Source organism: Flavobacterium cupriresistens, assembly GCF_020911925.1.
In the GTDB taxonomy this organism is placed as follows: Bacteria; Bacteroidota; Bacteroidia; order Flavobacteriales; family Flavobacteriaceae; genus Flavobacterium; species Flavobacterium cupriresistens.
Window position 1 is genome coordinate 4,974,567 of sequence record NZ_CP087134.1, and the last position, 24,252, is coordinate 4,998,818.

Consider the following 24,252-nt stretch of genomic DNA (forward strand, 5'->3'; position numbering starts at 1 on the left):
AAGAAATATTCGGGTAAACTATGGGCTTATCAAAAAACAATTTACTCTTTTCACAATTGACAAACAACATTTTAAAACGATCATAATTACAAGAACAACAAAATTGTTGTATATTTACAGCAAATTAGTTGCGTCATGAAAAATGTAAAGCAAAAAACAGAACCTTTCGATACTAAAAGAAGTATTCAAAATGCCTCGGGAAAAGTAATCTCAATAAAAAGATCTACTTTAAACTCTGACGGTAAAGAATACAGCTGGGGCAACAAACTTGAGCGCGTTGCTGTTATAAGATCCGGCATTCCGTATGATTCAATTGAAGTCATCAGCAGAAGATTAAACAATCCTGTAAAATCGGTTTTGACGATTGTGGGAATTCCTCAAACTACTTACAATAAGAAGAAAAGCGAACACCTTCTTCTGGACAGCAGAGATAGCGAATTAGTCATTCTGATAAACGAATTAATAGATTACGGCCTCGAGGTTTTCAATAATGAAGAAGAGAAATTTCAACGTTGGCTAAAAAAACCCAACCTGTCCATTGGCGGAAATGTTCCTGAAAACATGCTCGATACCGTAACCGGAATTAACGAGGTAAAATTCAGCCTAAACCGATTAGAGTTTGGAAATTTAGCCTGATGGTAGTATTCAGAATTGAACGGGAAAAATACCTGGACGCAACTTTAAAAGGAATCGGAGCCTCAATGTGCGAAGGGTATCGCTGGAACAGCCTAAACACAAAAATGGTTTATACTGCAGAAAGCAGAGCTTTAGCAACACTTGAAGTCTCTGTTCATTTGGATTTAAGCGAAGACTTACCTACTGATCGTTTTTATGTAGAAATCGAAATACCGGACGAAATTACAATTCAAGAAGTACACATAGAAGACTTACCCGTGAACTGGGACTCTAAACCACCTATTTCGGTAACTCAAATCATAGGGGATGATTTTATAAATTATGATGAGGCTGCAGTTTTAAAAGTACCTAGTAGCATTGTGCCTATGGAGTATAACTACTTAATAAACCCAAACCATAGCGACACACTAAAAATCAAAGTTTTAAGCACGACCAGAATGGCTTTTGATTCCCGATTTAAAAGCAAATAGTTTTTTGCCACAGATTAGATTTAATTTATTCAATAGCAATACAAAGAAAAAACCAACACGAATTACACTAATTTTCACGAATTAATCTTTAAAATTCTTGGTGCCGATTTTTTGCCACTGATTAAAGGATTAAAATGATTTAGTTCAACTTATTCAACAGCAATACAAGGGAAATCTGGCCACGAATTACACTAATTTTCACGAATTAATCTTTAAAATTCTTGGTGCAATTTTTTGCCACTGATTAAAGGATTAAAATGATTTAGCCAATTTCAAGAACACACAAAAAAATTAGTGTAAATTCGTGTAATTCGTGTCAAAAAAAACTCCCTAATTCTTATGTTTCTAAGCTACCAACTCTTTCTTAAATCTGGGATCAAAAACTTTTTTAAGCACTAATCCGGATCGTTTTTCTGTATTCCGAAGGGCTATTTCCTCTATGTTTTTTAAAGAATTTATTGAAATGGCTTTCATCTGTGAAACCAAATTCATAGGCGATTTCATTGATTCGTTTTTCGCTGAACTGCAAGCGGTGCTCAATCAATTTCGTTTTATAATTGCTGATGTATTGCTGCATCGTTTCGTTAGCATGTTTTTTGAAATAACGGCCTAAATAGGTATTTGAAATTCCGAAATGCGCACTGATGGACTCGGCTTTTATTTTCTCCGGATAATAAATGTTATTCTGAATATATTGCAGGATATCCATTGCCTTGGCTTCACAACCAATATTTACCTGCTCGGGAAGATATTTGGCAATATTTCTCGCTACAATAATAATCAGCGTATTTATCAATTGCTGAATCAACTCCTGATTGTAAACGTCTTTATCCTGATGTTCTCTGCAAATCGCTTCTATCATTACTTTTACCAAACACGCATCTGACTCGTTTTTTAAAATACAACCCGGTTGATGATTGGCGTTTTGAAGAATATATTCCAATCGCTGAATGTTCTCGCTCTGTAAACTCGAATTCTTTAAATAAATATCGTTGAATCTCAAAAAGAAAAACTTTGTTGTCGTCTTAATCGTAAAATTATGACAGTCCTCAGGTGTCAACAGAAACAAATGTCCACCATCATATTCAAAAATAGTTTTGTTAATGCATTGCGAGCCGGTTCCATCTAAAACATACACCAATTCAAAAAAATTATGACGGTCCCCAACATCCGGATATTCGTCCAGCGTTTCAAATGAAACAGTAAATGGTTCGTATAAATTTTCTTTTTTCATTTTATAGCAAATTTAATTCAGTTTGCAAATATACCTAAAAAACACAAATATGTACAAATTATAAGTCGTAAAAACAGTATAATTTTGCCTAATAATTTTTAAAGCACAAAATACCACGATTATGGAATATAGAAAACTAGGCAATACTGAACTCGAATTATCAGCAATAACTTATGGTGCATTTGCCATTGGAGGCAACATGTGGGGCGGAAATGAAAAGAAAGACTCAATCGATTCTATCCATGCTTCCATCGACAATGGAGTGACCACAATAGACACTGCTCCTTTCTACGGATTTGGTTTAAGCGAAGAAATGATTGGTGAAGCGCTACAATCACAAAACCGATCAAAAGTGCAATTGTTAACCAAATTTGGACTGGTATGGGACGGAAGCAATAAAGGCAAAGGAGATTTTTTCTTTGATGCAGATGACAACGAAAAAAAACTACCGGTTTACAAATTCGCCTCCAAAGAAAATATAATCAAAGAAGTTGAAGAAAGTCTAAAAAGACTAAAAACTGATTATATTGATTTACTGCAAATCCATTGGCCGGACTCCACTACTCCAATTCAGGAAACTATGGAAGCTATGGACTTGTTAATCAAACAAGGAAAAATAAGAGCTGCCGGAGTTTGCAATTATGATGTTTCACAACTGAAAGAAGCTCAGAAAACAATTTCGTTAGCATCAAATCAGGTTTCGTACAGCATGCTGAATCGCAAAATAGAAGCCGATTTAATTCCGCTTACCGTTGCAGAAAATATCGGAATCATCGCCTACAGTCCAATGGAAAGAGGTTTATTGACCGGAAAATATTTTACCGACACCAAACTAAAAGAAAACGATCACAGAAATGGTTATTTTGGTCAGTTTGATCTTCAGCAAGTCAAAACCTTAATCGAAGAATTGAGTTCATTAGCACACGCAAAAGAAGTCAATTTAGCGCAATTAGTTTTACGTTGGACCACTTTACAAAAAGGAATTACTATTGTTCTAGCCGGAGCAAGAAATGCAGAACAGGCGATTTCAAACGCAAAAGCAATGGATTTCGATCTTACTGCTTTAGAATTGGATTTTATCAATCAGGCCATTTCAAAAATAAAATAACAACAAACACAAAATTACACCATACGTAGAAACACAGGATTATTTTCACATAAAAAACAAGCCTGTATTAAAAACTACAACACGAATTCAGAAGAACATTTACACTATGAAAAAAATATTTATAATAAACGGCGGGCAAAAATTTGCGCATTCAGGCGGAAAATTCAATCAAACTGTTCAGGACTGGACCATTGAATACCTTTCCCAAAACAATAATTACGAAATAAAAACAACTCATATAGAAGATGAAATTGACCTGCAGCATGAAGTAGAAAAATTCGTTTGGGCAGATTTAATTATTTATCACACCCCAATCTGGTGGTTTCAATTACCTAATCTTTTTAAAAAATACATTGACGATGTTTTTACTCAGGGTCATAACAACGGAATCTATAAAAGTGACGGAAGAAGTCGTGTAAATCCGGACATTAATTATGGAACGGGCGGGCTTTTACACGGTCGTAAATACATGTTGACCACGAGCTGGAATGCTCCAAAAACAGCTTTTACTTTACCGGGGGAATTCTTCGAAGAAACCTCTGTTGATGATGGTGTAATGTTTGGTTTTCATAAAATGAATACGTTTGCCGGAATAGAAAAAGTAGACAGTTTTCATTTTCACGATGTTGAAAAAGGTGCCACACCGGAAAATATTACTATCTTTAAACAAGACTATACCAACCATTTAGAAGAAACTTTCAAAACTTTATAACCATGATCTCGATTACAGCTATCATAAAGAGTAAAAAAGAGCACCTAACAGAAATTCAAAGTAGAATTATCCATCTGGTCGCCGAAACCAGAAAAGAAGCGGCTTGTATTCGTTATGACCTGCATACCGCTGAAAATGTGTTTATCATTTGGGAAGAATGGAAGGACCAAGCCGGACTTGATTTACACAACAATCAATCTTATCTGTTGGATTTTATTGCCAAAAGCGAATCCTTATTAGCCGCTCCGGTTCAGGTTTACAAGACAACCCAACTTTTATAAAACCATAAAATTCAATACTCCTGCAAGGTTTTCAAAACCTTGTAGGTTTATCTTATAGATCAATAAGTAGCCATAAAATCAATAGTCCAACCTATTAGACAAACATAAAAAAGGCCGTCCTGAGACAGCCTTCTTCTATAAAATTCAAATCTATTGTTTAATGATCTTCTGCGTATATCCTTTTTTTGTTGAAGAAGTTACATTAAGAAAATATACTCCTTTTGTTTTTCCCGATAAATTAATGGCTTTATCAGTAGTACTCTCTCCGGAGAAAGTTTCTTTGTAAATCATCCTTCCGCCAATATCATGAACCGTCACAGTATAACTATCTGCTGAAACCGGTGTGATCACATGAAACACATTACTGGATGGATTCGGATACACCTGAACTCCTGACAAATTGTTCGCTCCTTTTGGTTTTGTTACTGCTAAATTAGATCCGTTATTTATTTTTAAATTATCAAACCAAATTCTGGTTCCATAACCTGAAGTGTTTTTGATTTTTACCAACACACTCTTTTGATTTTTAACTATACTTAAATCAATTTTTTCTGTTCTCCAATCCGAATCTTTGGTCGGAATCCAATCGTTGGTTTCATTTGCAGCCGTTGTTGCAGGATCGTCCTGAATTGGTGGTGAAACGGTTTGCAACTGCAATTGATTTTTAGCATATACATTTGTCCAGGTTACCCCACAATCCGAAGATACTTCGATATCTATTTTATCCGGCGCAGGTGCAGGATCAAAAGCATTTAAGTACTGTGTATAAGCCAGATCAAAGGATAAAAACGGAGTAGCAGAAGAGGAAAAATCCATTGCTTTAAGAATCAACTCGTCTATCAAACCAGTTGGATTATCAGCATTGTTGATCACCAGACAAGACAAATCTCCTTTACCGGCATCCGAACGTTTTTCCCATGTAATAACGTCTTTGTCGGGATTAATGATTTCCCAATCCTGAATAGGAAAACTTGCTTCGAAATTTTCTGAAAAAGGAAGACTGTTCTTGCCATTAATAACGACCACATCCGTTTTTGCCATAACCGATCCTGCTCCATAAGAATTAGAAGCAGTCAAAGTTACCGTATAAGTTCCCGGACTATCATAAATTACAGCAGGCGTTTTACTTGTAGAAGTCGCCGGCGTACCACCCGGAAACGACCAGGACCATGAAGTAGGCTCTCCTGTTGAATTGTCTCTAAAGGCTATTGGTAAATCGCTACACTGTTTTTGACTCTCCACTACAAATTCCGAAAAGGGTGTTTCTTTACTGTCAAAAGTGAATTTCACATTATCAATCCATATTCTTGAGCCGTATCCCGAAGTATTTTTAAACTTGAACAAAACGTTCGCTACCCCTTTAAAATTCGACAATAATACCCTTTCTGTTCTCCAATCCGAATCTGAAACCGGAACCCAATTATTGGGATCAGCACTGACATAGGTTTCCAGTTCAGTATGTGTTTTTACATAAACACTTTCCCATGTAAGACCGCAATCTTTTGAAGCCAGAATTTCAAGAACATCGGGACTTTCCGTATCAAATTTAGCATAAGCAACATCAAAGGAGAAATCAGTTATGCCAACAGATAAATCAGCGGGTTTCAGGATAATCTCATCAATCTCACCTACTTTCGCATTGTCCGCATTATTCATTACCATACAAGAGGGAGAATTATGTCCAACATTGGCTCGTTTTTCCCAAGTCAATTTATGATCGGGATTACTAATTTCCCATTCTGCGGGAGGGAAAGAATTTTCAAAACCTTCGATAAAAGAAGTTCTGTCAGGATCTACAACCGTTATAAAATTATTTTTAGTTACTGTTGTCCCTGTACCGTTTCCATTTTTGGTTGAAAGTGTCACCCCATACGAACCCGGTGAATTGTAAGTCACAATCGGATTTTTTTCGATAGAGCTCGCAGGCGTCCCCCCTGGAAAAGACCATTCCCATGACGTTGGATTTCCTGTTGAAACATCTAAAAAAGGAGCTGTAACACTAGTACAACGCGTCCCTCTGACATTGGAAGCAAAATCAGAAACCGGAGTAGCCGTCTGAATAATAGCAACATTTACATTGTCTATCCAAATCCTTGTGCCGTAACCCGACACATTTACAAAACGAATAGAAACATTACTATTCCCCTGATAGGCACTAAGATCTACAATTTCTTTTCGCCAATTAGCGTCTGAGACCGGCACCCAATTATTCGCCAAAGCAGTAGGAACCTGCGTGGTTTCTAAAAGGGTATGTGTTTTCGAATACACCTCATTCCAAGTAAGTCCGCAATCTGTTGAAACTTCTACTTTTAAAACATCCGGACTCGCATCATCAAATTTGGTATAAGCCAAATCAAAAAACAACTGACTGTTTTGTCCGGCTGCAAAATTAAGATAAGGCAATCTGATATAGTCTAAAGCTCCTACTACTGCATTATCTGCATTGTTCATAATCATACACGAACTATCATTGTGCCCTACATCTTTTCGTTTTTCCCAAGCTAAACCATTGTCCGGATTTGTAATTTCCCAACCTAAAGGAGGAAAAACACCAGTGAAATTTTCGACTAAATTCACTCCCGATTTTTGATCTACCTCAATATAATTCAGCACTTGTTTGGTATTCATTCCAAGAGCATTCGTTACCTGCAAGGTCACTTCGAATTTTCCTGCTGTATGGTATTGAACAACCGGATTTAAATCTGTAGAGGTTGCAGGAATACCGCCTTCAAAAGTCCATACTCTCGAAGTTGGTAATCCCAAAGAACGATCTTTAAACGCGATTGTTTTTCCTGAACAAATTGCCGTTGTATTGCTGTTGAAATTAGCGATTGGTGCCGTTTCAATAACCCCAACCGAGCTAAGATTACTTTCCTGCCACAACAAACCACGTGGATATTTAGCCACAGTCTTGTCATCTAACCAATACGTCATGGCATTGGTCTGGTCTCTGGTATACATATTCTGGCAATCTGTATTGTAATCCATATGGTTTTCGGCATTGGGGTAAACGCCACAGCTATTTAATACATTTCGAGCACAACCTTCGGCCACTTTTGTTGGTGGCGTATCGGCCATTCCATCATTAACGGCATCACAATCATCCTGAAAAGTATGTTTTAATCCAAAATAATGACCAAACTCGTGCGTCATTACCTTTGCAAAAGTCGCACTCGCATTTGAGCCACATGTACTCCCAATATATCTGTGATTGTAAGCAACACGTGGGATCGCATCCTGAATAGGCAAAAAGGCGTGTCCCGAACCAACAGATCCCTGTCCGGTATTGGGCTCATCAACAACCAAAACATCCAAATAATACTTACTGTTTTTACCGTACCAGATGTAATCATAAATTTTAGCATCGTAGCCATCTACTACATGTGCTTCTGGATGCCAGTCCAGGCCGGGAATTTCCAAAGGATTTCCTTCCGGATCAACGGTAGCCAGAACAAACTGAATATTTAATTTGCTTTTGATTGCATCAAAACGAGGATCGGTCGTAGCGTATTCCGGAAACAGACCATTGAAATCTTTGTTTACCGTAAGCAATGCATCATCAATTCTGCACTTCATTTGCTCTTTGGTAAAAGCATTATTGATGTTAGTTCCGTCTGCAAGAATATGAAACACCACCGGAATAATATAAGGTGTAGCAACGGTTTTCCGGGTGTTCGATTTTTTCCATGTTTTAATTTTTGACAAAGATTTTAGAAAAGCAGCTTCTTCCTGTTGGGATAATTTGGTTCCACAACCGATTGGATTCTGCCCAAAGGAAATGAGGAACTGACACAGAAAAACTGCAGCAAAAAAGTAGTTTTTTTTCAAAATAATAGTTTTTTTTTAGGTTAGTTGTACTTTCACATACAGTACTATCGTAAAATCGATTAAAAAATTAAGCTTCAAAATAACTTCGTTTTTTAATCTCTTTTACTTGATATTTTTTTTTTCATAAAAATATTTAATTGAAATGCATTTAATAGATATTATGTTATTGCAAAACAATTGTATATTACCTAGTTTTAACTTATTTATTGAATTTTAAAAACTAAAAATCATAAAAAAAGCTACCTTTTACAGTAGCTTATCTTAAAAAACCAAAATATTACTTAATTCCTCCAAAAGCACCGAAACACATATTCTTGTGCAAAATTTCTACTTTGCTAAAGCCAACTTCTTTCATCAAATCCAACTGATAATTCATTGATCTTGGAGAATCTTCTTTTTCGACATAATCTAAAACCTTTTGACGGTATTCGGCTCCTCCGATTCCTTCTAGATAATCGCCGTAACGTTCCCAGGTATATTCGTTTAATAAAGCGGTATCTTGCGTAATCAGATCCGAGATCATCAAACAACCACCCGGTTTCAATAGTCTGAATAATTTCGAAAATGTTGTTTCCCAGTCCTGATCATCACGCAAATGGTGCAGAACTGCTCCAGCCAGAATAATATCAAATTGTTCTTCCGGTAAAACCACTTCACGGATATCCCCATGCAAAATTTCGACTTTACCGTTCGTTTCTTTTGATACTCTTTCTAAAGCTTTATCCAGCATCGGCTGACTTAAGTCGACTAAAGTTGCATTCAGATTTGGGATTTTAGAAAGCATCATTAAGGTATAATTTCCTGCTCCACAACCAATATCCAAAACATTTTTGGCGTTGGGAACAATTCGTTTTGAAGCTTCCGTAATTAATTCTAAAGAGATTGTAGCATCGATTGTAGCGACTTGTCCCGTGTTTAAATTGGAAAATCGTTCGACGTCATTATCAAAACGTTCTCTAATTTCTGCTGTGGTTGATTTATTCATCATCGTTTTTTAGTATTCAGGTTTATATAGCTTTTTTTCTCGCAGATTAAGCAGATTAAGCGGATGTATTCTTTATTCTTTATTCTTTATTCTTTATTACTTCTCACATCTTACTTCTCACTTAAAACAAAACTAACACTTTGATACTTGCTTTAAAAGAAGATACTTTAGAAATTACGAAACTCAACAGTTGTTTTTTCTGAACTTTTAAAAAAAAAGTTACCACGAATTTTTCGAATTTTCTCGAATTAAAATTTACGTCAAGCGGATCGTCAATTAAAATAAGATTCCACCCGAAACTCTATTTTTCTCTTTATAAAATTTGTGCAAATTCGAGAAATTCGTGGCAAAAAAGCCTTAACTTTTAAATACCTTAGCAGAAAATTACATTACCTCAATAAAATCAATAAAAATGGCCGAGCAATCTTCAATTCAGTGTCCAAACTGCGGAACAACTATCGATGTCAATGACATTCTAAAACACCAGTTAGAAGACAGTATTCGCAAAGAATATCAGCAAAAAGCCACTGCTCAAACCAAAGAATTAGAGCTTAAAAACGAGCAATTCGAGAAAGCCAAATTAGAATTTGAGGCTAAAAAGAAGCAGGAAAATGAACTTTTCGCAGAACGTCTGGAACGCGAGAAAAAAACGGCCGAAAAGGAAATCACTGAAAAGCTAAAAACCAAACTCGACGAGGAGAACAAAGATCGTTTGCTTGCCATGGAAAAAGAGCTTTCTGAAAAATCAGAAAAACTCCGTGAACTTAATAAGATGGAAGGCGAAATTGCCAAACTTCAACGAGAAAAACTCGAAATGAAAGAAGCAATCGAAGCCGAAGCACAGAAACAACTTAACGCCACTTTGCTTTTAGAAAGAGATAAAATCAGAAAGCAGGAAGAAGAAAAAAACGAATTAAAAATAAAAGAATACCAAAAACAATCCGACGATCAAAAAAAGCTGATCGAAGAAATGAAACGCAAGCAGGAACAAGGTTCTATGCAATTGCAAGGTGAGGTTATGGAACTGGCAATCGAAGAATGGCTGGCTAATAATTTCCCGTTAGACACTATCGACGAAGTTAAAAAAGGCGCTAACGGAGCAGATTGCTTGCAGATTGTAAACACTCGCGAATTGCAAAATTGTGGCTCTATTTATTACGAAAGCAAAAGAACCAAAGCTTTTCAGCCCGCCTGGATTGAGAAGTTTAAAAACGACATTAGAACCAAAAAAGCCAATATCGGGGTTTTGGTTACGGAAGTTATGCCTTCAGGAATGGATCGAATGGGCATGCGTGATGGAATCTGGATTTGCACCTACGAGGAATTTAAAGGTTTAAGTGCCGTTTTACGCCAATCTTTAATACAAGTTAGTCAGGCTGTTCAGGCACAGGAAAACAAAGGAGACAAAATGTCGATGTTGTATGATTTTCTAACTAGCAATGAATTTCGCTTACAAGTAGAAGGAATTGTGGAAGGCTTTACCCAAATGCAAAGTGATCTGGATTCAGAGAAAAGAGCGATGCAACGTATTTGGAAACAACGCGAAAAGCAGATCGAAAAAGTGGTTCACAATACTTTAGGCATGTACGGCTCAATTCGTGGTATTGCCGGAAATGCGGTACAAACGGTACGAGCTTTAGAGCTTGATTTTATCCAAGACGATGAAGAAGAAAAAACAAAAGAACTAGAATAAGTAATTCAAATTACTAGTTAATAATTAGTTGATCCTATTTGACGAAAGCACAAAAGGGTTGATTTGCCTCCTGCTTCAGCTGGAGGTATATGATTGAGAGCTGAATCATTGGCTTTAGCCGAAAGAACCAGGGCATAATTCGGCTAAAACCATTAAATCTTGAACTACTTATAATCCTCCAGCTGAAGCAGGAGGCTATTCAAAACGATACTTTTGAAAATATCTTAATTTTTACTGGAAACTTACATTATTATAATTCAGAAATGAGGTATAGGCGGTCTAATTTCAAACCTAAAACAACTAGCAACTTAAATTAATTATGGGTCAAGACATATTGTTGTGGAGGGACAAATATCTTGTAGTTCTGTAATTTCGAATCAAGTTAAAAAGTTGTGGAATAATTTTTAGAAATTTCTTTTGCTAAAAGTAATAGATCTTATACTTTTTCGCCACAGCTTTATAAGTAACTAATTTTCCAACTTCTCGCTTTGACGATCTCGCAAAGACGCCAAGCCGCAAAGTTTTTTTCTGTTTTTTCATTAAAACTTTGCGATTTTACGACTCTGCGAGATTTTTACTTCCCTATAACTTTCGGACTTGATCCTTAATTATACAGTCTGCATACTATTTACCCACTTCCTTTTATACCCAAAACGAATTTTGCCATTCTAACCCGAAAATCAGAATGGCAAAATTTATATTTATTTAAAAAGACCGTATTTAATCTACTTTTCTGAAAACCAACAAGGTTCCGTCAGGATTAGAAAGTCTCAGTCTAAGATCTCCAATCGAATATGTGTTAGTGCTTTGTAATGCTTTCACAAATTCAGCCTCTTTATTTCCCGGCGCGCAAGCCATCAAAGTCGAAGCGACGTTAGAAAATCTCAATAATCCTTTTTCAAAAAAGATAGTTCCTCCTATAGAATTACAACCTCCAAAACCCATAAATTTATTCTCAGTTGAATTAATCTCGATTCTTGGCAATTCTTTTTGGAAGTCTGAAAGCGTCACTTTTTTACCGTTTAACTCTTCTAACACCCAGATATCATACAAACGGTAATCCGTAATGTATTTACCACAACCGTTTAAAGTCTTCCCGTTAATTTCAATCTTAACGGTGTAAGGCGAAACCTCTCCTGACATTGAATCCTGGCAATCAAATTGTTGTGTAGTAATTGTTGCCGTAATTTTTCCATTATTTACTTTATACATCTTCACATTAGCATCCATAGCTCTGATTGGCTCTACAGCGTCAAAACTGATGGTTTCCATTCCTTCAATCAGCGACGTAAAGACAATTTTCTCCTTTCCTATTTTCAATCCCCAAAATGGTTCATTTCCAGTCGCTTTAAAATAAACAGAACCCTCTTCTTCTTCGGAACTTGTTACAGAAGTTGTTTCTTTTGTGTTTGAATTTTTAACCGCCACCGACTTACAACTTAACATCACGGACATTAATACACATAGTAAAAGTACTTTTTTCATATCATTTAATTTTTATTATGACCTCACACTTGAAAAAATCGAGCCAAAAATCGGTCGCATCCTTTTTTTAAGATTTTTTTAGGTCTAATTTGGTTAAATTTAAGAAAAACGGGATAAATACAGAAGCAAAATTAAAAATAAGAAAAAGAATAAAAACAACCATCAGTGCTATTAAAAAGCTTTTCCCAAGAACGACACTTATAGTAATTTTAGGTTGAATTAATTCTTCGAAATATGGTTTTACAACCGCATAGAATAAATCTTTACTATTTGCGAATCGGATAATTTTAATTGGCTTTATTCTACAGATGTAACAAAACCGTTTCTTAAGTTTGTAGCTCAACAGCTAAGTTTTTGGTATGGGTAAGAATATTAAAATTATTTCATCAGAAGAATTCCCAAGACAATTTATGTCTGATGCTTCTCAGGACTTTGATTTCTTAAAAACTCCTTTGCAGATCTATGATTTAAATACTACAACAGAGTACCTCCAGATTCCAACCCCACTTTTCAGACCCGATTATAATTTCATTGTTCATGTTACCAAAGGCAATGCAAAACAGCAAGTAGATAATGAGGTGATAACAATAACTGAAAATGATGTATTGTTTGTCAAACAAGGACATATTACCGCAATGAAAGAAATTGACCAGATTATAACGGGGCATTTTATTTTATTTGAAGAGAGTGTCCTCAATCATATTTTGTCGAAACAGGAGTTGATACAGATTTTTGCCACTAATTCAGTTCTTAAATTACCTGAAGAAACAAGTGTATGGCTAAATTCTTTGTTTTGCTTGTTAAGTCAGGAATTTCGTAATGAAAATTCCAATATCGAAATTTGTTATTCACTCATGCAGGCAGCTTTCCAGAAAATTATTTTTTCAAATAAAGAACTCAATAAAACGGTGCATCGTGGTAATGAAATCACTTTTTCCTTTAAAGAGCTGGTTTATAAATATCATACGGAGAATAAATCGGTAACCTTTTATGCCGATAAATTGAAAATCTCTGTAAATTATCTCAATAGGTGCATTAAGCTAACCACCGGAATAGCTCCAAAGGAATGGATTAACAATGTTAGTATTCTGCAAAGCCAGATTCTTCTACAAGATTTGACTAAAGATATTTCAGAAATTGCTTTTGCATTGAATTACGAGGATCCTTCTTACTTTGGACGACTTTTCAAAAAAATAACCGGTACAACTCCTTCTCAGTACCGAAATTCACTTACGCACGATTTGTCCGAGTAACGGCAAACTAAATCCTAGTAACAATTATTGTTTTAACTGCACCTTTGCTTTAAGAAAATCTTAGAGAGCTGATACAGCTTGTGTGTTTAAATTTAATAAATGTTATTTTGAAAAAAGTACTGTCATTGGTTTTACTGACCTTGTTTATTTGTCTTCCAAATAAATTTTATTCTCAATTAATAACAGATGGAGCCGGGGTTGGCATCACTGTAAATGGAAAAAGTAGCTTTAAGAATTTGTCGGCAGTAGATCCGTACTATGGGAATAAATTCAACTATACTACTTACGATTTCTGGTTACCCATCCCCTCTTTTAAACTTGGAAAAACGCGAATTCTTGGGATAATCAACTATCGGATTTTAGACTTTACATTTGATAGGGATATTGAAATTAGTCCGAATTACATCACGAAAATACAAGAAATCAAACCTACCCTAGTTGTACGACATCCTTTTGGAGAAAGATGGGCTGCTTTTGGCGTTTTTATCCCCACAATTGCTTCTGATTTTAAAAACTCGTTTTCGATGAATGATATGGTATTCGATGGCATTTTTGGAGTCTCAAGAAAGTTTGGAGAAAAATCAAATCTTGAAATCGGGATTGGGCCTCATGTCATGTATGCTTTTGGCAAGTTTTTAATAACGCCCGCTATATCTCTGGATTATAAGAGCAATAATGGTAAGTGGTTTGCTCAAATATACTGGCCAAGAGTCAATATTTTCAGAAATCTGGGCAATAATACGCAAGTTGGTCTGGCAGGATCGATTGACTGGACACTTCACAATTTACAAAACTACAAGAATTATCAAGGAGAAGAGATCGATTATGCTCAGTTTTCGGCTATTCATGGCGGTCTGCAAATTAATCAGCGTCTTTTTGATGGTTTTTGGTTGCAATTGCAAGGAGGTTTAGGTTTTGCCAACAAATACACACTGTTTAATGCTCAGAATGATACCATTAGTAATTATAAAGCAAAAGAAATGCCCTATGTAAAAATGATGCTGAGCTATCGTTTTGGGAAATAATTACGCAAATAGAATCACACTAAAAACTATAAAATTAAAAGAGAAAATGAAAAAATCTATTCTAAGTATCCTGTTATTGGGAGTATCGTATTTTACAAATGCACAACAGGTAAAAACGAATGTTGATGTATACAATGTTCAAAAAGGAAAAGGGACTGTTGTACTGAATGTCTACGATAAAAAGGAAAATTTTCTTAAAAGAGCCTGCTTTACCAAAGTCCAAAAAGTGAATCAGGAGACTATGAAATTTCAAATCGATTTACCAAGAGGGACTTATGCTATTACTGTTTTTCAGGATTTGGATACTAATGGAAAACTAAACAGCAACTGGTTGGGAATGCCCAAAGAGCCTGTCGGAAATAGTACTAATTTTCTACCGGACGGTGGGGCACCAACATTTCGAGATTGCGCTGTTTATATTTTAAATAATGACGCTACAATTAAAATAAATCTTTATTAGGAATTTGAAATCTTAGCTTAAAAAAAGCCTGTCTTTTATGAAATGACAGGCATTTCCAACAGTACAATTATCATAAGCAAACTTAAATCATGACATAAAATTATGGAAGAGATCACTTCTAAAAAAAAGGTTATTGCAGAGGTAAAAGGTGCTTGCAAGGAGTATCAAACCGGTGACACCTTGATTACAGCTTTAAAAGCAACAACGATTCAGTTTAAAACCCGGGAACTTACCTTAATAATCGGCCCTTCCGGTTCAGGAAAAACTACACTATTATCGCTATTAGGCTGTGTTATTTACCCAACAAAAGGAGATGTTTTTATAGATGGTCAACACATAAATACACTTTCGGCTAAGGAATTATCGGCTTTGAGGTTGAATAAAATTGGATTCGTGTTTCAAAGTTTTAATCTCTTAGCGCCACTTAACTCTTTAGAAAACGTAATGATGCCCTTGCAACTTATGAATATGAGTGAGACTGAGGCCAGAAAAAAAGCAGAAAAAGCGCTTGAATTAGTAGGGATGAAAGATCGAATGAAAAACCTACCCAAAATGCTAAGCGGAGGCCAGCAACAAAGAGTTTCTATTGCGCGAGCATTGGTAACCAATCCGCCAATTGTGCTTTGTGATGAACCAACGGCTGCATTAGATGTTAAAAGTGTTGGTCTGGTAATGAATGAATTAAAAGCACTTGCTCAAAATGGAAAAAGTGTAATTGTAGTTACACACGATATGCGACTTAGGGAGTTCGCAGACAGAATTATTTATGTAGATAACGGAATTGCAACTGAGACCGAAAACACAACATTTATAAAGAATCATTAATCAAAATATAAAGAATGAAATATACTTTAATTTATCTAATAGCCATACTATTTTGTAGCTGCAATAAAAAAGAAGAAGCAAAACCCGATGAGAAAGCTTTTGCCCATGAAATTACTTCATCAGCTATTGTAGGACTGGGACGCATTGAACCGGATGAGAAATTATCTTCATTGGCAACAGAAGTTGGTGGTGTTGTTGTGGCTATCCATAAAAAAGAAAATGATGTCATTGTCAAAGATGATTTAATTATCGAATTAGAGCATTCTGTTCAAGATGCAAAAAAAGCGCAGATTAAAAGTCGTATGGAGACACAAAGAGTTGAGATAAACATGGCACAATTGAATTTAAAAGAGCACAAAATAAATGTTGCTAACAAACAAATTGAATTGGAACGTCTGAAAAACCTGCAAGAAAAGGGTGCTGAAACAAGACAGAACGTCGATAATCTTGAAACAGAAACTAAAATTTTCCAAACCAATTTAGAACAACTGCAAAGCAAGATTCTGATTGCAAACTCAAGACTTCAAGAAATTAAACAAGAACTGGAAGTATCAAACAAGGAGTTGCAACGGTATTTGATAAAAGCACTGGACGATGGACAAATTATGACAATGAATGCAACGATAGGAGCTGCATTATCACCAAATCAGTCTTTTGCAGATTTTATTCCGAAAAGTAAATTGGTTGCTACTTGTGAAATTGATGAATTGTTTGCTGACAAGATTAAAAAAGGTCAAAAAGCCATTATTCGCCAAATTGGCTCCAATAAAACGATTGGCTCGGGTATTGTAATTTTTGCCTCTTCGGCACTTAAACGTAAATCTATTTTTTCTGAAAAAGCAGGAGATCAGGAAGACAGGAGAGTCCGGGAAATAAAAATCCTATTGAAAAACCAAACGAAGTACTTAATTAATTCCCGAATTGAATGTGTTATTCAAACATCAAATTAATTACGAATCACAAACAAATATGGCAACAGTACCACTTCTGTCTGGCCGCAAATGCCAATATAGATACACGAGTTCCATATTTCAATAGAAACAAATAATACGCTAAGTATGAAATCTAGTATCAAAACAGCCTGGAAGTTTATCCGTTTCGATAAAACAAAAAGCATAGGAGTAGTAGTTGGAATAGTAATCAGTACTTTCCTCATCGGACAACAAATTGGAACATTTAATTTTTTGACAGGATTAATGAGCGTGTTGGTAAAAAATATAACCGCAGATATTTGGGTTGTTGATAATAAGACAACAGATGCCAATCAGCTTAGTTTGATTGATATCCGAAAAGAAAAAGAGATCAAGAGTTTGGCTGGTGTAAAAGAGGCATTTCCAATCGTTGTAACAAACGGTAAGGCAAAATTTCCTGATGGAACCAGTGCTGTTGTAAATATTATAGGGAGTGAATTTCCTTATTTTAAGGCGGGTCCGGATAGTACCAAGATTATACAAGGAAAACTTCCGGATTTATTGCAGGAAGCGGGTGTGTCTGCAGATTATTTTGACCGAAGTAATTTCGGGGGGTCGTCAAATGTTGGAACCTATTTTGAAATCAATGGAAAAAGAGCCGTCATCACTTTACAAACAAAAGGAATAAGAGGTTGGGGCGGTTATTTGATGTACACTACAATAGACAGGGCAAGGTTTTACAGTGGTATTTCTTCGACTGATATAAGTGCTTTAATGGTCAATGTAAAAAAAGGGGAAGATGTAGACCAGATCGTAGATGAAATCAATCGTTCTATTTACGGAGTAAGAGCATGGCGCACGTCGTCCTTGAGTTCATCAACAATAAAGAGTGTTTTGGCTTCTACAGGTTTAGGTGCCAGTACAGGATCTTTGGTGGGATTTGCCATTATAGCAGGTTTTTTTATCATTGGCTTAACGATGTATTCATCGGCACTTGACAGAATTAAGGATTATGGAACTTTAAAAGCAATTGGTGCTACTGATTCATACATTAGAAAATTGATCCTTACACAAGCCACTTTATTTGCTGTTGTTGGATTTATGGTTGCCCTTGTTTTCTTACTGGGTTTTAAAAACGGAATGTACCAAACGGGAATAGTGATAGATTTTAGTCCAATAATACTTTTCTCCATTCTAACCATCACTTTCTCTATTTCGCTCTTCGGGGCCGTGTTTGCTATTAGAAGAATAAAAAATGTAGAACCTGCCTCTGTATTTAGGGGTTAAAAAATTGTTATAATGAAAAATAATTCAATGCCTATCTGTTTTATAAGATGTCTTCTGTTCTTATGCTTTTTTAAAATGAATGCACAAAACCCGACATGGACCTTAGATAAAGCAATTGAAGCGGCACAAAAGAACAGAAAGTTATTGGCTTCGTTGGAAACAGAACATAAAATCAATCAATTAAAGACAAAAGAATTAAATGCAAAATATTTACCCAGAGTAGCCTTGAATTATAATTATCAATACAATCCAATTATTGCTACAAGTGTTTTACCGGCCGAAGCTTTTAATTCCCGTGTATCATCAGATGGCATGATTCCAATAAAATTAGGGGCTAATTATTCTCAAAACGCAGGTGTTTTGCTACAACAACCACTGTTGGATATCTCAATTTCAAAATTAATAATTGAATCTAAACTTCAGGAGAAACTAGCCGCTTTAAATGAAAAAGAAGCAAAGCTGGAACTGACTTATGAAGTCTCAAAAGTATATTTAAACATATTGGTAGCTGAAGAACAAGAAAATGAAGCTGTTGGTGATACTGCGCGGACAGCATTGAGTTTGGAGACTATTAACCAAAAATACAAAAACAAAAGGGTTTTAAAAGTTGCCGTAAACGACGCTAAAGTAACACACAATAATGCCGTTCAAAAATATCGCAATGCAGCAAATAACATATTGGTTTTAAAACAATATTTTCTGTACGTTATCGGAAACGAATCTTCTATTGCTTCTTCTGTAGTATTAGAAAAATACAGCATGGATGAAAGTAGTACTAATCTGGATGAAAGTCTAATTGAAACATTGCCTCCAATTGAAATTTTAAAAACGCAAAATCAAGTATTGGAGAACAAAAAAAAACTGGAAAGAACGAAATATAGTCCATTGATTACGATTAACGGTTATTTAGGAGCCGATCAATTTACAGAAAACATGAATCCTTTTCAGCAAAATAGCTGGTACGGAAATAGCTATATCGGCATGTCACTGAAGTTGCCTGTTTTATTCGGAGAGAACACGGCAAAAAGAATAGATCAGCTAAAGTTTCAGCAAAAACAGAATAATGATAAAATTACAGAGAATCTGAATAAAAGTAAATACAATGCCTTAAACGCTGTTACTGTATACACTAATATCCTGGAACAGCTAAAAACAGTGCGTGAAAATAGTAAGCTCACCTCTGAGATTGTGATGATCTACCAAGAACGGTATAAGTTTGATCAAATATCGTTTTATGAGCTAAATGACAAAGAAATTCAATTGCAAAATCTGGAACTGTTTCATAATCAACTTAAAAAACAATTGATCGTATCCTGGCTTGATTGGAAAAAAGCAGCAGGAAAATTAGTCCTGTAAGATTGAAGAGAATTAGTAACAAATTTCATAAAGAAAAACATTGTTCTTTAAGCACCTATATATTTGTCTGTTTCTATAATTCCGCCGTGAGTCGGGTTCTGTTTAATTGCAAAAAAAAAGATATTCAGAACAGATTAGAAAACTGCTATTTCTCTGTTTGTATTTCACCCGGGCTTATTTTTTTATAGATATACATTTCTGTGGCTGTATTTTTCAGCTTAATACTATTGATTTTAGAAAGTAGTGGCGAAATAATGGTATTTTACCCGCCACTACTCTACAAGCAAAAAATAGCATTTTCGCCTTTTTTGACTTCCATATTTAGTTCCTCCTTTTTGATGCTTCTTTTTATATTTTTCTAACCAGCAACTTGAATTAATTACTGTTTTATTAATTTAACTTTTTTCACATTCTTACCTTGACTTATTTCTGCAAGATATACACCTGGAAGCAGATTAGCACCTATTACTATAGTTTGTGTATTGTTGGACTTTAGCATGTTTAGCTTTCTTCCTAAAATATCATATACATTTACAAAAACGGGCTCTGTAGAATCTCCTGTTAGATGTACTTTAAATTCCGTTTTTGAAGGGTTGGGCGTAACAGTTACTTTAAAATCATTGGATGTTTCCTTATTTGGAGTATTAATTCCTAATGTGGTTTGTACTAATTCCGTTTGAATGGTTAATCCGTTGATTGTACTAAAGGTAACATTGGTATTAACGCCATTTTCCGCGATCGTAACCTTATTTGAAGGGGATGCTAAATCCCAGTTACCGACTAATGTAAGCGTAACCAAATCGGCTTGCGGAACTCTGTTAAGAATTGAATTCTGACTGCTAATCTGGCTCAAATTGTAGGTTTCATTTGCGCCTAATAAACCTAAATTTGGATTGGTAAGACTTACTTTTAATTTTTTTCCGTTGTCAATTGTTTGAGTCATTACAACTGCCGGCTTGTTTACACTAACTACTACATCATAATTCAATATACTGGCAGGATCAAAAATAACATAACCAAATATAGCATCCGGTTTGTATTCGGCAATATGTGCCTGATTGTTCTGTTGGTAAATCGTAAAATAAGACGAAAAATTATCCGCAAGTTGTTTTGTTTTAATTGGACCGCCCTGCATCACGATGGCATATTGAAATTTTCCGTCGACAGGCGCAATACCATGATTGATAAATGCCGTGGTAAAATTTCCATTGGTATCCAAAGTGTTGCTATTATTTCGTGAATTTTGTGTGGTTCTGTTAATCGTTATCTCAGCAGTATTGTTTGAATTTTCAGGTAGTACGTATCCATTTCCCACAGCGTCAGTAGTCCATAGAGAACCGGCTGTTTGTGTATGTGTGAAATTTATACCTGTAGCTGCTATATTGTTTACATAAGTCGCAGTGTTGATATCTGCAAGTGCTGTTTGAAATAAAGTGGTATGAATGGGATAAGTTCCATTTGTATCTTTGATATCAGATCCCAGACAAAGTATTATGTCTTTAAAAAAGAAATTAGATTTTAAAGCTGTCATGCCTCCAGCAGAGTTTATATCTTTATAATCCATTCCAAAAACACCATTATCATCCAAAGAGGCATGAGTTAAAAATGACTTGCCATTCATTTCTCTCGAAATCCCGTTTCCAAGTACACTTAATGGAAGATAAGCAACTGAAGTTCCCGGTACATGCGACCAGTCCCAACCGTTTTCTACATAACCATTTGAACTGCGACTTACCGGATTTCCTGAGGTTAATAACTCCAAAGCTCCGGCAGAAGTATACCGCCCGAAAACATTTTCGGTTGCTGAATTTTCGAAATGCCAAATGTGCTTACTTGTTCCTTTTACGCTTGCCTGATAGCCGTTATATTTATGCACACTCAAACCTGCATATGGAAAATTAAATTGTCCTTCCGTTATTTCTGAAGAAGGGGTAATTCCTGAATTTAAAGTTTGTAAAATATCCCCCACTCCGCCAAGCGTATTAACCAATGTGATCGACAATTCGCTTTGTCTGAGCAAGGCAGTATTGGCGGTAGCAGAAAGATTCCACAATCGAACAAACTCCTTTCCGGCATCCAAATTAGTTATTGGATCTGTTACATATAAAAAGGCCATCGCTGCTCTCAAATCATTAACTGCAGTCGTGTTGGTTGGGAATCTTCCGGCAAGCCCCGAAGGAACTTCAAAATCCTTACTAAATTTACTATAGTTTAGAATGGCATTTTTTAAATTACTTTGCGCTTCTGTATTTAATTCATAGGCCGTATTCTTCAGCATCATATTCAGAATAGAAGACTGTTGTAAAGCATTTGATCCATAGGTATTAGAGTAGGCTCCTCTGTGATGGTAGGTGATAAAATCAGGTTTAATGCAATCGTTCCATCCATTGCTGATTTTTAGTGCATTGTCAATAAACCTTTTTAGAAAATCCATATTAGCAAGCTTTGTTATATCAGAATCATCTTGTGCAAGTACATAACAAAGCCGCTGTTGAAAAGAAGAACGAATGACATCTGTATTGAATCCGGGATTGGTAAACTTAAAATCCAAATAGTCGGGAGCTATAAAAGCGGTAAGAGCGTTCAGTGCTCCCATATGATGAGTAAACTCACCGGCAGCAACTAACTCTTCTTTCATCAGAAAAATGGCAGTAGCATATGCCGATGAGCGCAAACAGATACTACTATTAATAAGTACTTCTTCAGTTGCAGGAGCTGTCCGATAATTAAAATCAGTAGTACTGCTAATACCTTTTGCTTTCATATAGCTAAAAAGAGATAAGATCACCTCTCTAAGTGCAGTACTGTGGTAATCCGGATTAGGAATATTTACTGCCCCTTTTAGCTGGTAAAGAAATACCAAACGGATTAGTTTTTGCTCAACCAATACCTGATAAGCACTTTGGTCTTTACTTTTGGTAAAATCCCATACTGGGCCGGGATTGGCAAAATCATAAGAGGATAAATTTTTGGCGGCAATTCCGTTTTTCAAAAACCGACTGTACCTTTCATTTACCTCTGTTTTGGTATAATCAACATTTTCGTCCGTCAGCCAATCCTGATATTTTTTTCTAATTTTATTTACCTCACTGGTTTGCGCATAGGACAAATTGAACACTAAGACAACTAGCCATGCCACTATACTAGATTTTTTACACATGTTTGATTATTATTTGAATGATTAAACATTACATTTTATTCTTTATGACGAACCGAAATCGAAACTCCGTTACTACTTGAGAATAAAAAAAAAAGACAAAACTTAGTTGCCTACATAAAGTGTTTAACCACTAGATAGGTAACTAAATTTTGTCTTTGGAATTATTTTGGAAAAATACAACTATTTTTTCTGTCAGCGATTCGTTATGAGATTTTTTTCACAAAAGAGCCGTTTTTTCTTTTTGAAGAACTTTACCGGCACGTTTCGATCGTGTCAAAAACGAAAGTGATTGGCATTTAGCTGCTTTTGTTTTTTTTGAATTGTTTTTAAATGCTATTAAGTTCACCAAAATCTCCTGGCGGTAACTTTCAAGCATTCCTTTACTTTAGAGATTAATTGCCTATATTTGAAGTCTATTTCTATGACTAAAATGAGTACACCTTTCCAAAAAGCCAGCGAGTGGATCGATGCTGAAAACGCACAAGATCCTAACATTGAAACCGATCAAAACATCGAATATCCGAAAGAATTATTATACTCGGATCGCATGTACAAAAGGCTGATGCAGTTCTGTCCGGAAGCTTCAGAAGAGGTTCAAATTGCCTCAAAAGCACAGCATATCTGCCGATGGAAGGTTGCCCGTGAATCGTATCCTATGGATCGTGTTGGTTATTTAAGATGGAGAGAAGAACTGAAAAAATTCCATGCTGTAACTACGGCTGCAATTTTAGAAAAAGCAGGTTACGAAAGTACCTTTATTGACCGTGTGTCTTTTTTAATTGAAAAAAAACTACTTAAAAAAGATCTTGAAACACAACTATTGGAAGATGTTATCTGTCTCGTATTTTTAGAATACTACCTTGATCCTTTTGTGCACAAACATGATGAGGAAAAACTCAAAAATATCATCAAAAAAACCTGGGATAAAATGTCTGATAAAGGACATCAGGAAGCTTTAAAAATAAACTATACCGCAGCTAATCTGGAACTTATAAAAGCTTCGCTCGGGTTGTAATTACAGCATTTCTTTTTAGTATTTTTCATCTAAATGAAGCCTTTAAACAACGCTTCCCAAAGGCTGTACAATAAATTTAGTATTTACAGCCATAAGGTTACTTATGGATCAAGTGCAAAAGTTATGGAGAAGCGAAATCTCGCAAAGTCGCAAAGCCGCAAAGTTTAAAAAAAATCAAGTGCTCGTAAAAAGGGATCAAGTGCAAAAGTTGGAGAGTGGGCAAAAAGAAGTAATAAATAAAAGTACTTCGACTTATTCGATCCTATTGCTTTCTCAGTATAAAAAATCCGTTTTTATCAGCGTTTTTCTATTGCAAATCTGGATAATCCGCGTCCAATTCTACAGAATGGTTATACACACATGTTACAATTTAAATTCAGACACGGATTGAACAGATTCGTTATCACGAAGACACGGATTAAAACGGATTCAAAATTCTTTCTAATGAAATTTAAACAGAGACTTAACGAAATTTTTATTTTTTCCGCAACTTTTTAATTTACTCTTTTTTCGGCGAGTAGCGTAAAA

19 protein-coding genes are annotated in these 24,252 nt (G+C 35.5%); 14 read left to right on the plus strand and 5 right to left on the minus strand.

Annotated features, from left to right (window positions below):
- Positions 1-135 precede the first annotated feature (135 nt).
- Entirely contained in the window at positions 136-636 is a 501-nt protein-coding gene (gene parS / locus LNP23_RS19685; protein WP_230002532.1) for a type II RES/Xre toxin-antitoxin system antitoxin, read from the plus strand.
- The gene (locus LNP23_RS19690; RefSeq protein WP_047773477.1) at positions 636-1,106 is read left to right on the plus strand and encodes an RES family NAD+ phosphorylase; all 471 of its coding nucleotides are present in this window, start codon (positions 636-638) and stop codon (positions 1,104-1,106) included. The genes parS and LNP23_RS19690 overlap by 1 nt, the downstream gene beginning before the upstream one ends.
- Before the next feature lie 388 nt (positions 1,107-1,494).
- On the opposite strand, the gene LNP23_RS19695 is transcribed toward LNP23_RS19690, so the two are convergent.
- Positions 1,495-2,340 carry an AraC family transcriptional regulator gene (locus LNP23_RS19695; protein ID WP_047773479.1) on the minus strand — a complete coding sequence of 282 codons (846 nt, stop codon included), beginning with the start codon at positions 2,338-2,340 and terminating at the stop codon, positions 1,495-1,497.
- Between the two features lie 121 nt (positions 2,341-2,461).
- Between LNP23_RS19695 and LNP23_RS19700 the strand changes: the two genes are divergently transcribed.
- The 3 genes from LNP23_RS19700 (at position 2,462) to LNP23_RS19710 (ending at position 4,441) form a co-directional block, all read left to right on the plus strand.
- The gene (locus LNP23_RS19700; protein WP_230002533.1) at positions 2,462-3,448 is read left to right on the plus strand and encodes an aldo/keto reductase; all 987 of its coding nucleotides are present in this window, start codon (positions 2,462-2,464) and stop codon (positions 3,446-3,448) included.
- A gap of 106 nt (positions 3,449-3,554) precedes the next feature.
- A complete protein-coding gene (locus LNP23_RS19705; protein ID WP_230002534.1) occupies positions 3,555-4,160 on the plus strand; it encodes an NAD(P)H-dependent oxidoreductase in 606 nt (201 codons plus the stop codon).
- A gap of 2 nt (positions 4,161-4,162) precedes the next feature.
- Positions 4,163-4,441 carry a putative quinol monooxygenase gene (locus tag LNP23_RS19710; RefSeq protein ID WP_047773484.1) on the plus strand — a complete coding sequence of 93 codons (279 nt, stop codon included), beginning with the start codon at positions 4,163-4,165 and terminating at the stop codon, positions 4,439-4,441.
- Positions 4,442-4,591: 150 nt separating this feature from the next.
- On the opposite strand, the gene LNP23_RS19715 is transcribed toward LNP23_RS19710, so the two are convergent.
- Both LNP23_RS19715 and LNP23_RS19720 read right to left on the minus strand, forming a co-directional pair.
- Positions 4,592-8,269 carry a PKD domain-containing protein gene (locus LNP23_RS19715; protein WP_230002535.1) on the minus strand — a complete coding sequence of 1,226 codons (3,678 nt, stop codon included), beginning with the start codon at positions 8,267-8,269 and terminating at the stop codon, positions 4,592-4,594.
- A 277-nt stretch (positions 8,270-8,546) separates the two neighbouring features.
- Positions 8,547-9,257 carry a class I SAM-dependent methyltransferase gene (locus LNP23_RS19720; RefSeq protein WP_230002536.1) on the minus strand — a complete coding sequence of 237 codons (711 nt, stop codon included), beginning with the start codon at positions 9,255-9,257 and terminating at the stop codon, positions 8,547-8,549.
- A 409-nt stretch (positions 9,258-9,666) separates the two neighbouring features.
- Here LNP23_RS19720 and LNP23_RS19725 point away from each other — a divergent pair, with 409 nt between their 5' ends.
- Complete coding sequence (locus LNP23_RS19725; protein WP_230002537.1) at positions 9,667-10,947, plus strand: DUF2130 domain-containing protein; 1,281 nt, start codon at positions 9,667-9,669, stop codon at positions 10,945-10,947.
- 720 nt (positions 10,948-11,667) lie between these two features.
- On the opposite strand, the gene LNP23_RS19730 is transcribed toward LNP23_RS19725, so the two are convergent.
- Positions 11,668-12,432 carry an META domain-containing protein gene (locus tag LNP23_RS19730; protein ID WP_230002538.1) on the minus strand — a complete coding sequence of 255 codons (765 nt, stop codon included), beginning with the start codon at positions 12,430-12,432 and terminating at the stop codon, positions 11,668-11,670.
- A 359-nt stretch (positions 12,433-12,791) separates the two neighbouring features.
- On the opposite strand from LNP23_RS19730, the gene LNP23_RS19735 reads away from it, so the two are divergent.
- From LNP23_RS19735 to LNP23_RS19765, 7 genes are all read left to right on the plus strand, one after another.
- Positions 12,792-13,685: a helix-turn-helix domain-containing protein gene (locus tag LNP23_RS19735; protein ID WP_230002539.1), complete on the plus strand. Its 894-nt coding sequence runs from the start codon at positions 12,792-12,794 to the stop codon at positions 13,683-13,685.
- A 107-nt stretch (positions 13,686-13,792) separates the two neighbouring features.
- Positions 13,793-14,710, plus strand: coding sequence for a DUF6268 family outer membrane beta-barrel protein (locus LNP23_RS19740; RefSeq protein WP_230002540.1), 918 nt, complete (start codon positions 13,793-13,795; stop codon positions 14,708-14,710).
- A gap of 46 nt (positions 14,711-14,756) precedes the next feature.
- Complete coding sequence (locus tag LNP23_RS19745; protein WP_047773769.1) at positions 14,757-15,170, plus strand: DUF2141 domain-containing protein; 414 nt, start codon at positions 14,757-14,759, stop codon at positions 15,168-15,170.
- Between the two features lie 102 nt (positions 15,171-15,272).
- Positions 15,273-15,995 carry an ABC transporter ATP-binding protein gene (locus LNP23_RS19750; RefSeq protein WP_230002541.1) on the plus strand — a complete coding sequence of 241 codons (723 nt, stop codon included), beginning with the start codon at positions 15,273-15,275 and terminating at the stop codon, positions 15,993-15,995.
- Between the two features lie 14 nt (positions 15,996-16,009).
- Positions 16,010-16,945, plus strand: coding sequence for an HlyD family secretion protein (locus tag LNP23_RS19755; protein WP_230002542.1), 936 nt, complete (start codon positions 16,010-16,012; stop codon positions 16,943-16,945).
- 108 nt (positions 16,946-17,053) lie between these two features.
- On the plus strand, positions 17,054-18,193 hold the full coding sequence (locus tag LNP23_RS19760; RefSeq protein WP_230002543.1) for an ABC transporter permease: 1,140 nt from the start codon (positions 17,054-17,056) through the stop codon (positions 18,191-18,193).
- Positions 18,194-18,268: 75 nt separating this feature from the next.
- Positions 18,269-19,549 (plus strand): TolC family protein, encoded by a 1,281-nt coding sequence (locus LNP23_RS19765; protein WP_230002544.1) that lies wholly within the window; start codon positions 18,269-18,271, stop codon positions 19,547-19,549.
- A gap of 379 nt (positions 19,550-19,928) precedes the next feature.
- Here the strand turns inward: LNP23_RS19765 and LNP23_RS19770 are convergent, their stop codons facing one another.
- Complete coding sequence (locus tag LNP23_RS19770; RefSeq protein WP_230002545.1) at positions 19,929-22,709, minus strand: polysaccharide lyase family 8 super-sandwich domain-containing protein; 2,781 nt, start codon at positions 22,707-22,709, stop codon at positions 19,929-19,931.
- Between the two features lie 430 nt (positions 22,710-23,139).
- On the opposite strand from LNP23_RS19770, the gene LNP23_RS19775 reads away from it, so the two are divergent.
- Positions 23,140-23,724, plus strand: coding sequence for a DUF4202 domain-containing protein (locus LNP23_RS19775; RefSeq protein ID WP_230002546.1), 585 nt, complete (start codon positions 23,140-23,142; stop codon positions 23,722-23,724).
- Positions 23,725-24,252: the final 528 nt, after the last annotated feature.

Bases quoted from the DNA above. Each gene is read 5' to 3' on its own strand.
- parS (WP_230002532.1), top strand. From the start codon at position 136: ATGAAAAATGTAAAGCAAAAAACAGAACCTTTCGATACTAAAAGAAGT.
- LNP23_RS19690 (WP_047773477.1), top strand. From the start codon at position 636: ATGGTAGTATTCAGAATTGAACGGGAAAAATACCTGGACGCAACTTTA.
- LNP23_RS19695 (WP_047773479.1), bottom strand. From the start codon at position 2,340: ATGAAAAAAGAAAATTTATACGAACCATTTACTGTTTCATTTGAAACG.
- LNP23_RS19700 (WP_230002533.1), top strand. From the start codon at position 2,462: ATGGAATATAGAAAACTAGGCAATACTGAACTCGAATTATCAGCAATA.
- LNP23_RS19705 (WP_230002534.1), top strand. From the start codon at position 3,555: ATGAAAAAAATATTTATAATAAACGGCGGGCAAAAATTTGCGCATTCA.
- LNP23_RS19710 (WP_047773484.1), top strand. From the start codon at position 4,163: ATGATCTCGATTACAGCTATCATAAAGAGTAAAAAAGAGCACCTAACA.
- LNP23_RS19720 (WP_230002536.1), bottom strand. From the start codon at position 9,257: ATGATGAATAAATCAACCACAGCAGAAATTAGAGAACGTTTTGATAAT.
- LNP23_RS19725 (WP_230002537.1), top strand. From the start codon at position 9,667: ATGGCCGAGCAATCTTCAATTCAGTGTCCAAACTGCGGAACAACTATC.
- LNP23_RS19730 (WP_230002538.1), bottom strand. From the start codon at position 12,432: ATGAAAAAAGTACTTTTACTATGTGTATTAATGTCCGTGATGTTAAGT.
- LNP23_RS19735 (WP_230002539.1), top strand. From the start codon at position 12,792: ATGGGTAAGAATATTAAAATTATTTCATCAGAAGAATTCCCAAGACAA.
- LNP23_RS19745 (WP_047773769.1), top strand. From the start codon at position 14,757: ATGAAAAAATCTATTCTAAGTATCCTGTTATTGGGAGTATCGTATTTT.
- LNP23_RS19750 (WP_230002541.1), top strand. From the start codon at position 15,273: ATGGAAGAGATCACTTCTAAAAAAAAGGTTATTGCAGAGGTAAAAGGT.
- LNP23_RS19755 (WP_230002542.1), top strand. From the start codon at position 16,010: ATGAAATATACTTTAATTTATCTAATAGCCATACTATTTTGTAGCTGC.
- LNP23_RS19760 (WP_230002543.1), top strand. From the start codon at position 17,054: ATGAAATCTAGTATCAAAACAGCCTGGAAGTTTATCCGTTTCGATAAA.
- LNP23_RS19765 (WP_230002544.1), top strand. From the start codon at position 18,269: ATGAATGCACAAAACCCGACATGGACCTTAGATAAAGCAATTGAAGCG.
- LNP23_RS19770 (WP_230002545.1), bottom strand. From the start codon at position 22,709: ATGTGTAAAAAATCTAGTATAGTGGCATGGCTAGTTGTCTTAGTGTTC.
- LNP23_RS19775 (WP_230002546.1), top strand. From the start codon at position 23,140: ATGAGTACACCTTTCCAAAAAGCCAGCGAGTGGATCGATGCTGAAAAC.